The sequence below is a fragment of the Photorhabdus sp. S10-54 genome, from assembly GCF_963878145.1.
Taxonomy (GTDB): domain Bacteria; phylum Pseudomonadota; class Gammaproteobacteria; order Enterobacterales; family Enterobacteriaceae; genus Photorhabdus; species Photorhabdus kayaii.
The window spans coordinates 1-13,224 of sequence record NZ_CAWNXG010000067.1 but is presented as its reverse complement, the minus strand read 5'-3'; the positions used below and the strand labels follow the sequence as shown (position 1 = coordinate 13,224).

The window sequence follows — 13,224 nt, the reverse complement described above, 5'->3', positions numbered from 1 at the left end:
TTGGCGCCACCGAACATACCGGTAACCAGATCTCCCGCACCGAGCTTAGTTAGTACGTTAGCGCCACCTAAAAGTACAGAAGAGATATCCCCTGCTCCGGCCTGAGTGATGACGTTAAAACCGCCCGTTCCGGACCAGTTCCCATTGCCATTACCTATTTGGGTATGAGTGTTGTACCCGCCCAACATCAACACCCGGCTGTTACCGTTGCCTTTGTGGATCGAGATATTGCCATAGGACAGAAGATGAGCCAGATATCGTCCATCCCCGATCCGCACAAGAACATTTGCTGCGCCGCCGGCATAAATATCCATTTCTCCATGCAGGCTTTGGTGCACCAAGACATTGGCTAAGCCCGCACCACGGAACGATAGATTGCCCTCTTCACCGTTTTTCACAATGACGTTAGCACCACCGCCCCCTTCAAAATACGTATTACCGAATGTTGAACTGTGCAGAATAATGTTAGCCGCCCCCGCTCCTGCGAAATTAATATTACCGTGCGTCACATTGGATGTAATAACGTTTCCACCACCAGCACCGATGAAATAAATATTACCGGAACTATCACCACCATTCTTTGATGATTTGATAAGATCTTGCTCAGAATAACCTTCAAGATCCGTCAAGCAATCAGCAACATCATCTGATATATTTAAATCATAATGAAGTTGGCTTAACGTATAACCAGCCCCAATTGATCGATAACCGCGAGGATAGGAAAAACTTTCATCCGCTAAACGGCCAGTATGGTCACCTTTTTTATACCAAGATTTTGCAATATATTTCAGCTTTCCTGTTTCATAATCATTCGCCAACTTAACCTCAACCACTTTGGTATAAGGTTCCAGAAATATTGCATATACATAAGTATCAGGTTGCTCATTTGATTTAACCGGAGAGACATCAATTTTCAGCCCATTAGAAGAGATCGCGTATCCTCCCATTTTGGCACTACCCAGTGTGACATTTTTCGCTTCAATGTTAGTACCATAGGAATAATTCACCCATTTATCGGTTAATAATTCCTCCTCAACGCCCTGTATTGTGGTTTCTTGTCGATATACAAAATTAATATCAGCAAGCGTAATAGCACCTTCCCTTTTAACGGGGATAAATCCATTATTTACGTTGATATTTTCCTTAGCAATATCCTTAAGATGATTACCTTCCTTATACCAAGAAGTGGAATAATAACGGAGCTTACCGGTATCAGGATTATTTTGCAGCCGCACAGAAACAACTTTAGTATTAACATTATTGGCAATGGCAAAGAGATAAGTATCAGGCTCTACAGAGGATTTAACTGCTTTAACTTGCTGAGATTGTTGAATCCAGAATCCCTCCATTGTTGCTGATGTCATAACAATATCTTTAGCCTGAGCAAATTCTATTTCATTTTTCGTACCTGCTCGGGTAATTTCGTTATAAGCTCCTGCACCAGTAAAATGAATATTACCGTGGGCAACATCAGAATAGAGTTTGTTATAACCACCCGCACCTTCAAGAGTAATATTACCCTGTGTCTGTTCATATCCATCTTCACTATGACGTATACGTTCAATGCGATTCGCTGCCCCCGCACCACGCAAGATAACGTTACCTTCTCTACCCTTACGTACAATATGATTATCAGCACCAACACCATTCAAAATGACGTCACCGCTTTCTATCCGCGAATCGATACTATTTGCAGCGCCTGCGCCGTTAAATGTTACATCTCCTTGAGTACCCTCATAATGACTAAACCAGGTACGGTCAATTTTATTAGCTGCTCCTGCACCAGCAAAATAGATATTTCCCTGATCAATTTCATGCCATAATTCATTGTATCCACCAGCCCCTTTAAAACTTGTATCTCCAGATAAACCTTTACGAACCAGTTTGTTATAGCCAGCAGCACCCGAATAATTTAAATTTCCCGTCTCACCGGTGTGATCAATAAAAGCCGCACCGGACGCACCAGAAAATGACAGGCCGCCATTTCCCGTTTTACGAATACCGGTATAACCTGAGGCTCCCTTTACCGAAAGTTCACCATTCGTATGATATACATCGACCTTTAATGAACCAACAGTAACATCATCATTTCCGCCATAAGCATAAACTTCACCACCAACACCAATAGCAGTAATACTGTTACCGTCATTATCGTCATAATATTTCCCAGTAAAAAAGTACTCTGTACTTCTATTTGATGATTTCCCCATCAATAGTCCTTTAATTTATTATTGAAGTTAAGCAGAAAACCACTGCACCTAACAGATAGGGCAGTTATTTTGAATATTCAATCTCTCACAAAACAGTAAAATCTTCTGATTTTTAATAGCAAAAATTTAAATAAAGAAAAAAACCGCTATTAAAATTAACATCAGCTATTATTTTTACGAATTTATCAGACATACTTTTTTCCAAAAGTAATTTATTAATAAAACGGATATAACAAGGAAAACACTAAGTTCAGAAAAGTTTCAATTTGATGCATTTATACCCGTCATCTTTCAAGTTGCCTCTTTGTTGGCTGCACTCACTCACCCCGGTCACATAGTTATCTATGCTCCCGGGGATTCGCTCCCTTGCCGCCGCGATGCATCTTGAAATCCATAGGGTATATAAACACCTTAAAACAAATCCATCGAATGAGATAAATAAAAAATTCAAAAAGATCGTTAACGCAGATATTTTTTCCACGATAATATTGAAAATACAGATAAGATAATAAAGTAACGACTAAGCTAAGATATAAAATTTCATCAATTACGATCAATTATTTTATTCCATTTCCATAAATAACCACACAGATTATAACTATTAAAACAATATAAGTAAATGAGATAATAATATCCTACTTTTTTAGTCAGGAAATAATAATGATAAATAAAATTCATCAATAAAAATAACCATAGGTCAGTGAATAACCTATAATATAATGAACATTCGTTATTCAGCAGTAAAAAATGGCTCACTCATTCTGTGAGCCATTTTTATTACTCATTCTACTTTTATTCTAGAGACTTAATTACGCAAATTGCGCCTTGCCAATAGTGATATCTGACCACGCCGTTGTAATGGCAATTTTCGCCTTACTGTCCAGATTTTCAATAAAACCATTATCACCCGCTGTCGGCGCAAAACTGCTCATTGACTGGATCAAAGTATCAACCGCATTATCCGAAAGCGCCGTAAACTCACTCTCTCTCGATGCATTCTTATCTCCCATCTGCGCCACCAGTTTGGCACGATTACCATTAAAGTAATTGCTAAAAGTGACCGAACCTATTGATTCAAATGCCCCCTGAGCAGTTTTATCCTCAGTATGGCGGTTTACTGATAATACCAGATCATATCCGCTACGCTGGAACCACAGGTTTTGCCAGTCAATGCCGTCAAAGACAATCATATCTTCTGCATTGATATCATCAACCTGACTGTCAATCACCTTACCACTGACCACAAAGCTATCTACACCCGCACCACCCTGGAAACGGTTCTGATAACCGCCTAACACCAGCAGATCCTGACCATCACCACCATCAAACTGACTAAACTTCGAAATAGTGGCCGCTATCAGATGGTCGTCACCTTCTCCACCATTAATCACCGCATGGTAGCCCATCAGTTTAATCACATCGTTACCGGTGTTGCCGTCAATCCGGTTATCATTACCAAATACTCTGGCAAAATCATGGCCTGCACCCAATTCAACCCGGTTGTTATTACCAATAGTCACAGCATAATCTTGATCTTCTCCGGTATCCACCCGGTTGTAGTTGCCTGAAGTAACAACGTAATCCTGGCCTTTATCGGTATTAATTAAGCCACCTTCGCCAAAGACAAACGTCTGGTCATTACCTTCGCCCATGAACACATGGTTAATACGTCCGGCTACCACCGCGGTATCATCACCACTACCGCCAAACATCCAGTTCTCACGTCCCATCAGGACGCCCAGATCATTGCCTGCACCGCCTGCAAAGATGTTGGAAGTGCCGATTGAATAATAAACATCATCCCCGCGACCACCCCAGAAGTTGTTGTTATCGCCCAAATAGGCGCCAAGATCTTTACCATCACCGCCCCAGTTGAAGTTGTAGTTACCCAACGATACATGGATATCGCTATCCCCTTGCAGATGACCGCTGTTACGCAAGAAATCAAACGTTTTCTGCTCCATATTGAGCAGATCTGCGGTTAGATTTCCTTTTAAATTGGTCACTAATGACTTCATCTCTTCTTGCTTATCTTTACTGAACATCGTCGCAAATAAGTTAGGCAAATTCAGCGAATGAAAACCAAGTGCACGCTCTGGTTTGGTGCTCTCCGTCCCTATAGTCGCTGACGTGCTGCTCTGCGCTTTTTCATTTTCATCGGGCTCTTTCTGTTTCAGGCCATGACTCTCAGCAAAGGATTTAATGCCATCCGTCCCCATATTGAGGTGAGATTTCAGGCCGTCTAGCAATTGATCTGGATCAGTGAAAACTTTCAGTTGTTCACCACCGAATTTTCCAATGACTTCAATCATCTCTTTTAGAATAGCCACACCATCCACTGGCTCGTCTCCACGGGAGACAATACGACCATCCGCAGTGTAATCTACATCAAAGATATCCGCTAAAGTGGTATCTGCATTCACACTGGCTAACCGGCCAAGCAATTTGTTCTTAAGCTGGCGGGGCAAATCCTGCGGATTATAGGTAAACGTTGTCTTCGCTATACCAGTTGTCGAGTATTGTTGAGTCATTAAACTGAACAACGAACCCAGGTTAGTATCGAGAATCGACTGGATATTATCACCGAACATAAAGTTCCAGTTGCCCGTGGTCACTTGAATATCCGCCCCCTGTCCCCCTACTGCAAAGTTAAATGCCAGTTTCTCATTGGCCTGACGGAATTTATCTGCACGGCTCATTTTACCCATATCAACGCTGTTGCCATTATTACTTAGCCACTGGTTGAATTGCTTATTCAGCGCTGCTTCCGTATCACTTTTCAGACCACGGCTACTACGCTCATGTTGAGAACCCAAATCAACCAGCGTCTTATAGTCAACGCTGCTGGTTTGGTCCAAACCAGACATATCCTGAACAAATTTTTTCGCACCAGCGATTGTCCATTGCTGATCTTGCGCCGCTAGCCAGTCCTGCTCTTCACCAGAATGAGCAATGCTTTGCAACACACCGGAAATACGGGCCGCACCATCAAATGGATTAACCAACGGCGGCGTTGGCAAGGATTTATCCATCATCACAATCAGGTCATTACTACGGCCTTTATTGAAACTGACGTTACGATTGCCAATAAACATTTGTGCCCCTTCAAGCGCCTGATAACCGGCAATATCGAAGCTGTGTTGACTGTCGCCATTGCCAATGTGCACCATCACATTATTATCTCCGAAGGCCAACGACTTAAAGCCACCGGTACCCACTTTGATGCCAACGTTCGATGTTCCCCAATTGAGCGCACTAAATTCACCATTCCCCACATTTACCTGAATATTACCCGAGTAACTTAGCTGGTTATTCGATATATGGCTTGAATCGGTTTCAATTTTATTTTTGCGCTTCTCTGGTGCGGTGAAAATATCTGTATTATCCACAATTGCACCTTTGGCTAGCGTATCTGCATCCGCTATACCGACACGAGAAAGATTGATATCGCTTTCAGCAATATTGCGACGCACTCGCTCTGAACGAGTTTCAAGTTCACCTTTTTCATTCCAACTCAAGACGACTTTGTTATCAGTCAGGTTATTGATCCATTGATTATTTTCATTTTGGGTAAATTTACGGCCAGTCACATCAACGGCAACTTCACTACGACGAGCCGAAACAGTTGTGTGAATATCTTGCCCTTTTAAGGCGGTGATGAAGTGACGGGCAAAGCCATCTCGTTTGTCATCATTAATCAGCGAACAACCCACGATGCTAATGTGGTCTGGTTTACCCGCTGGACCAAAGCTCTGAGTGAATTGTTTGAGTTTTATTGCCAGTTCATCGGCACTGTAACCACTCAGACGCGTGTTATTCCGCTCTGATTCGCTACGACCATGCCCCACAATCTGCCAGCGTAACTTGTCTGATGGTGTAAATTTAGATGAATCACCATAGACAACGCGGTATTTCCCCTCAGAATCAAGTTGAACAACTACGCTGGAATCCAGGTGCTTACTCGCCAGATTAGCCGCTGCTTTGGCTGTTACAGGATCATCCTCCATCTGGATAATCATTTGACCATCAAAGCGGGTCCCTCGACCATCGGTTTGTGGCATTACCTCTACTGTTTGCCAGAACTCAACGGGCTTATGAACTAACTCTACCGCTGATGTGGCTTGCAAACTATTAAGCAATTGAATGCGCGGCACATTGGCAACATCGTCATAACGCTTGCGCAAGCTAATATCATCCGCCTGAGCTATGAAACGGTTATTTGCATCCACTTTAAGGGCCGGCAAACCGAGACGATGAGTCATGCCAGGTACAAAATGATCAATACCTTCATGGGATTGCAGATGAGCATCACCATAAATGGCAACAAATTTCTCTCCCTCAGCTAATTGTCCCAACCGCCCAACCGCCACATTATTAGCTGCACCAGCACGATACATCAGGCCATGTTGTGATCCCTCTATTGCCGGACGAGTCGTGCTGTTGTCATCCAATGCAATAATTTTGATCCCTTTACTTTTAGCCTGCGCAAATAAGTCAACAGGCAAATGTTTGGTCTCAATCATAGCGGCCAGTTCAGCGGGCATATCTCCACCTGCCAAGAACTTATCTATCAACGGCTGAGCCAAATCCGAACGCAAATGCTCCAATCCAATAACCGTCACGCCATGAGCTTTCAACGCATCCATCTGCTCATTGACAAAACGCAATCCATTAAGATCTGAACCATGACTCTCACCGATCAGCAACCCTTGGCGATCCTTAAGTAGCACCGATAACTGGTTATTCAGATCTACCCCGTCACTAAGCTGACGGTTGAGTTGTGTCAGGGCGTCTGAGGAATATTGTTTGTCCCAAGCCGCGACATCTGTTTGACGGGAGCTGTGATATATCGCTTCTATCTGTGCCAACCTACCTCGCTCCAACTGAACCAAGTAGGCAGGATTAGCAAACCGATTAAGTAAAATCGCTTCGTGTGAACCAGCAAAATTTGGATCCGCTTGTTTAGCGACTTCCTTAAGGAAATAGACCGCCATCTTCACATCTTCAGATCCCGTCATATCCAGCAGCTCATTATAACTATAGCCGAGATGAACCCGCTTATTCTGCTCATCAATCCGGGCATGAGTCAGTAATCCTTTATCTTGAGCTCGACTCAGGCATTGTTTGAAATCATCAAACTGATCACCTAAATCCACATGGAATTTAGGATTAAAAGCGAGATCGGCGGGAATTTCCCCCTGATATCCTAACTTAGCAGCAAGATAAGGATCTTCCTTCACCCAACGCACCATCAGATCTGTCAGTCCTGATGTATCACCACGAACTTCATTGCGGGCAATCTGGTAGATCCGTAATGCCATCTCAGGTCGAGTTTGAGCTATCTCCAGCAACGGGCTACGCACCTCCTGTAATGCACCGCTAAACATAATATCCCTCAGTTGCGTCTGTACGTTGCTCAAGGCGGTATTACGTTTGGAATCAGGATGTGCATCAAGGTAACGGGTAATACGTTGATATAGTTCGAAGCCTGCGGCTAACTGCTCGTTTCCAGTCAGGTTATGAATGCGGTCAAGTTCGTCCAGAATTGCCTGATAAGAAGGACCTATCGGTTTAGCAAAAACTTTGGCCTCTTTACGCAAACCATCCTTGGTAATAAGTTCATTCAATAATGGAGTGCTATCATTCTCCATGACGACTGTTTCTAATGCCTTATTTTTGCCAGATAACGCAGTTAAATCTTCCACAGGAGAGTGGTTTTGTTTTTTCGCTATTGTTTCAAGCTGAGCTTCCTGAAGTGCCTGAGCATAGTTAAACAACTCAGTTGGCGTCCAGGTACCAAACTTTGGTAGCCACTTATGGCCGACAAGTTTATCTGCACCCCCTGCTTTTAATACTCTGGCAACAATGCTTGAACAGTTATTCGTCAGCAATTGATAATGCTTATTAGGGTCGCTACTGATTTTATTCCATTCCGTCTGCATTGCCGCCACATCCAGACCTTCAAGGTTAATGCGGAATACGCGCCCTTGATCGGCTTCGCTAATTTTAAATTCCCGAGTATTCTCCAATTCTCGCTCTTTAAATTCACGAATGACATTAGCAACACGTTTTTCTGCCAGTTGAGGGTCTTGTACATTTTTATCGGCTTGATATCGCAATTCTTCCGCAAAAAGTCTGCCAACATCGGCCATCTCATATTGATGATCATTCCACATTTCAACAAATGGCTGGTATATCTGCTCAGGAATGTCGGCTGATTGCAACAACGTAGGATTTGCCAATACCATCATAGCAAAGCCTTCAGTAACATCTTTGAAGGTTATATCTATCCCTCGTGCCAATTGCAGCTTTTCAATGAAACGTTGTAATTTACGATCACCATCTTTCAGGCCGAACTTATCATGCTCTTCAAAGGCGACATCTGCTTCAAGAGTTTTATGGTTCAACGACGGCCACCAACTGACATAATTTTTCTCATTGATAGCACCTGCGTCGTCAGTATTAATATGCGCACGTCCCTGACCAATTTGCATGGCGACGTGACCCAATTCGCTATGATCGCTTGGTTTCCAAACAAACAGTGTGGCACTTATCGGAGATAAATGCTGCTCAATCGCTTGATGGATTTTTCTTAAACCAGAGACATCAATGCCTTTACCATCCATCGATAAATCACTGGCTTTCAGATTCGAGAAGACGGCATCTGAAACATCTTGACCATATTCTTTAATAACCGCTGCTTTGACTTGCTCGACCGCTTTATCAAAATTCTCTGCTTTCTGGTCAATATAAATATTTGCCTTACCCCGAGTGACAAAATCGCCATTTTCATCAACATAAAAGTGTTTTGAATCCTTGAGATTCGCACTGTCAAGCTTATCGTACAGACTACTGAAATCGCCTTGCTCTGGGATTCTCACTGTGGATTCAGCGAGCACCATCGACTCTTCAAAGCGCGTGTCAATTTGAGACAATAAGTTCTTCATTGCTGGTACACGACCTGAGTCAGGATGACCTAAGAGATATCCTTCAACCTGTTGGCGCAAATCGGATAATTTTCCAATCACATCCAATTCATAGTCTTTTCTTCCTTGTCGAGCATGGTGATAACTCTCTAATGCATCAATCACTTTTTGGTAACTGTCACCACGAATTTTACCTGCAACAGATGCGGCTTGCTGGAACTCACTCACCAACATCAATTTTGGTACGGGTTTCCAGATGCCATTCACTTTCTCAGTAAGAATTCGAGTATGTCCTTGATGATGAGATATAATCCGATCTTCAATGAAATATAGCTCATCAGGTAACTGTGCATAATTGTCGTAATTAGCAAGAATAAAACGTTCAACTGCTTTAAGCAGATTATTGCTGGTGGTATTTTTTACAATAATTCTCTTAAATTCATTGCCATTACCTGGCCACGAACGCACCTCAAATCCTTCACCACTCTTTTTCACTAATATGTTACGTTCTGTACGTAATCCATAAAACGGTAATGCTTGATTTAGCATCGTGTCGACAGCACTGAGCTTAATATCGAGATCAACAACGGTATCGGCTTTATAGCCGCCGGGGTTAGCTAACAGCCGTTTTTTCTGTTCTTCAATAGTCAAAGCATCAAACCGCGCCTGCACAGCAATACCCGCCTCTGTTAATTTGCGGCCAATCGACTCGGTAGGCAACCCTTTATATTCACTTGCCGGCTTATCCAACAATCGAATATCACCGACTAATCCTTCACGTTGTAGTTTACGCAATACAGGTAATTCAACATTCCAGAAATAGTTGCCAAGACGTAATCCCCCCTCAGAGATCAAATAAACATCACCACGTGATCCCGCGGTATAGATGGAACTCCAGAAACCGGTGTTGCTATACGTAGCAGCATCAATTGCCGATCTTAGCGCTTTATGTTCACTATTTTCAGGATCGGCGAGGTACATAATTCCCCAACGCATGAGTTGCTGATTGAGTTGAATCGCAAAAGCGTTTCCCTGCACATCAACATCGTAAACAATTTTCTTACCATCCGGTTGAGCGGCCTCAAGAACATCTCGATGCCTTCTAAAACTCTTCCCGGACCAGAATGAAACAATACTTTTGTCATCGCGGGCAGGTTCAAAGCTATAGCCATAACTGTCTAGTTTTGTAATAAACTCAACTCGTTTATCCCAGTCATAATCTAGTGTGGCGTCAACAAATAGTTTCGCTAAAGACGTGATTTCATTTTCAGGTACTTTATTTTTGGCATTGGGATTCTTGAGATGCCGTTCAACAAAAGTCACTATCCGTTGCCTGGTTTTATCAGAAATATCTGCATTAACACGCTTAAATCCGGGAACAGGAATATATTCGTCCGACACATTATCGTTACCATTATCAAGCCAACGGTAGATATGGGCGATTTTTTGTGCACGACTGAGTACGGAAGAATCGACTGCCCTCTTCTTGCTGCCACCCAATCCTTCCAGATTAATACCAGAAATTATCGGCGCTTTTCTAACGAGTTCACGCGTCTCATGTGAAAGAGGAACCACAATGCTGTCAGATTGTGTTTCAACAGACCGAGGAATAAACGAAACACCCGTATTTTTTGCACGAATTCCCGCGTTGATCTGCAACCGGCTAACAGCTTGTTTAGCACTCTCCAACGCTTGCAATTCTTCTTCGGTCAGTCCTTGATAATATCTGTTTCTCGCTTCTGGCATCGATTCAGGATCAATATGGCTGCCGGTTTCTCCCGCCCCCGTTGACTCATAGGCTTTTTCTCCTGACAAGCCACTGCCACTTGCACCAATACGAGCAGGTTTGGAGTCACTCAGTTTCGCCCCTTTAGCATCAGTTTGGGTCTGAGCCGCTTTACTTTCCGCCGCTACAGTATCACGCTTACCACGGCTTTCTGCATTCTGATACGCAATATTGGCGTTATCCTTCGCCTTTTCTGCCTGCTGCTGTTGTGAAAGTGCTTCTTCTTTTCTCTGATCTGCTTTGAATTGTGCGTCTACACCATCAAGAATCGCCTTATCTCGATTTTGTTTACCTTTTTCGGCGCCTGCTTCTGATAGCACCACAGCATCTTTTACTTTTTGCTGTGTATCAATAGTATCCCGATGTATCTCTGCCAGCCGTTTTTCTAATGTCGGACGGATATCATCCAACCGTTTCTGGATGTCCTCAGAAATTCCACCCGCGTAGTCGAGATAATGGTTATCCAACTCACGACTACCATCAGTTTCATCTTTAAATTGTTTAAATTTGTCAGCGATTAAAGTCAGTTCTTCAGTCACTGCCTGAGCTTCTTCTTTTATCGCATCACTCTGCACTTGCCCATTCTGGTTAAGCGCTTCCTGATCCGTTGATTCCAATTGAGATTTCGATTTTTCAACCGCTGCCAGTTGTTTCTCTTTTTCTTGTTCCAGAAGCTGACGATCTTTTTCGGCTTTTTCTTTATCACTTAACGCATTTTTAGCCGCCTGATCTTGCCTAGCATATTCAGTAACACTATTGGCTGGCAATGTACCTACAGATTTTGCAACAACGTTATCCAAGATATAACCAATACCATTATTATCGCCGATACCTTTAAATTCGATACGGTTAGTACCTGCTTTAGCGATTAATTCCAGTGTTTCACTTTGCCATGCTGTATCACCATTAGTAATGGTAAATTTACTTTCACCATTCCAAATAACTTCCATGCCTTCATTAGGCATAATATTATTTGCACGTTTTGCAAAATCAAAGCTTAATGAAATGACTTCACCTTCAAACCGGTTTTTTAGATCCTGGTAAATAGTAGTACTGACATCCACATCAAGTTCACTGACCCGTGAGCCATGACCTACGTTATCAAGGCCGTAAGCACTTGCCTCATGATATGCTTCAACACCATTGGTTGATTGCCAACTTTGATCACCGCGTTCAAAATCACCATTCAAAATCAATGACATCTCAGATTTTACAACGACATTATCTAAGATATAGCCTAACCCATCATTCTGGCCCGTACCTTTAAACTCAATTCGGTTAGTACCTTCTTGTGCGGTTAATTGTAAGGCCTTATTTTGCCACTCAACTTCGTTGCCAGAGGTTGTGAAGATACTTTTACCATTCCATATCACATCCATACCTTCGCCTGAAGCAAGACCTGAACGTTTTGCAAAGTCAAAGCTCAGTGAAACCACTTCTCCTTCCGACAGATTTTGCAACTCCTGCGAAAGCGTGGTGTTAACATTCACATCAAGTTCACTGACTCGTTTTCCATGACCAGCATTATTAAGGCCGTAAGCACTCGCCACATGGTATGCCTCAACACCATTAGTGGACTGCCAACCTTGATTACCTTGTTCAAAATTACCATTGACGATCAGATTTTCGTTCCGATCTGATACCGATCGCGTTTTTCGATTCAACGAACTGGCTAAAGAATTTTCTATTGAGTCAATATTAGGTACTTCTACCGCTGTTACAGAACTACTCAGACGATTGTTTAAGTCCGAACCAACTTGATTAATTTCATCCATCTTAAAACCATCAATGGAGGAAACTTCAGTTAAGTTAATCGCACCTCTGCCTTTATGGGTGCCCGATGTGTTAGCTTCATCCCCATGCACCAGATAGTTAATCGCCTGGCTGCCACCCACACCGAGTACAGTTTGTTTGATATTGTTGAAGAAAGAGGTAAGTTTGTTGCTTTCTGTATTACTCGATGCCACAGCCAAGCTGTAAAAATCACCATCACCAATCTTAATCGCCACGTTGTTGCGCGCATAAGAGGCATTAACATATAAGCCATGACCAACTTGAATATTGGCATTACCTAAGCCTTTCATTACCGCAACATTGAGGCCATCCCCAACTTTGGTATTGACGTTATATTTCCCCCACGCCACGTTAACCGAAATACCATCCCCCACATGGGTATTAATGTTAGCGTCACCATGAGCAGCGGTGACATTTAAACCATTGCCCACTGTCGTCGTGACGTTAGCTTTCCCTTTTGCTGCCGTAATCTGCATACCGTCACCCACTTTGGTGACGACATTGCCTT

2 protein-coding genes are annotated in these 13,224 nt (G+C 42.9%); both read right to left on the bottom strand.

Annotated elements, in window-relative coordinates; all coding sequences use genetic code 11:
- The coding region (gene rtxA, locus AACQ83_RS22115) for an MARTX multifunctional-autoprocessing repeats-in-toxin holotoxin RtxA (RefSeq protein WP_112879649.1) at positions 1 to 2,210 on the bottom strand (2,210 nt) is incomplete at its 3' end.
- Between the two features lie 809 nt (positions 2,211 to 3,019).
- A partial coding sequence (locus AACQ83_RS22110) for a membrane-targeted effector domain-containing toxin (protein WP_240000894.1) occupies positions 3,020 to 13,224 on the bottom strand: 10,205 nt, incomplete at its 5' end.